This is a genomic window from Staphylococcus simulans (assembly GCF_003043455.1).
GTDB classification, from domain to species: domain Bacteria; phylum Bacillota; class Bacilli; order Staphylococcales; family Staphylococcaceae; genus Staphylococcus; species Staphylococcus simulans_A.
In genome coordinates this window covers 1-587 of sequence record NZ_PZGG01000136.1, presented here as the reverse complement: position 1 = coordinate 587, position 587 = coordinate 1, and the positions used below count along the sequence as shown (strand labels likewise).

At 29.5% G+C, this 587-nt stretch carries 1 protein-coding gene; it reads left to right on the top strand.

The window, feature by feature from the left end; all coding sequences use genetic code 11:
- Positions 1-55 precede the first annotated feature (55 nt).
- Positions 56-463, top strand: coding sequence for a Fur family transcriptional regulator (locus BU038_RS12345; protein WP_107606256.1), 408 nt, complete (start codon positions 56-58; stop codon positions 461-463).
- The last annotated feature ends 124 nt before the right edge of the window (positions 464-587 follow it).

The window sequence follows — 587 nt, the reverse complement described above, 5'->3', positions numbered from 1 at the left end:
AGCTACGATGTTCACGCAAACTTTACGCACTAGGGGTAAAAAAGGAGACAGTTAAATGAATACGACTGATGCTATCAAATTATTAAAAGATAACGGTCATAAATACACAGATAAACGAAAAATGATTATCGATATTTTTGTAAAAGAAAATAAATATGTAAGCGCGAAAAAAATACAACAGACTATGGATACTGCGTATCCTGGAATTTCTTTCGATACAATTTACAGAAACTTATATTTATTTAAAGACCTAGGTATTATTGAAAATACAGAACTTGATGGTGAAATGAAATTCAGAATTGCTTGTACACACCATCATCACCATCATTTTATTTGTGAAATTTGCGGTGACACTAAAGTAATTGATTATTGTCCAATGGATGCGATTAGAAAACAACTCCCTAATGTCACAATTCACACACACAAGCTTGAAGTATACGGCATTTGTGAAAAATGCCATTAATTATAAATTTTAGTAGCTATATCAACTAATTATGTTTAATTCATAACATTCAGGATAAACATATATAGGAAAGAGTTCATAAGAATTGATACTTCAATATTTTATAAGCATAAAAATTGTAAGG

What these genes read in the sequence shown, in the direction of transcription:
- BU038_RS12345 (WP_107606256.1), top strand. Translation starts at nt 56, where the DNA reads ATGAATACGACTGATGCTATCAAATTATTAAAAGATAACGGTCATAAA.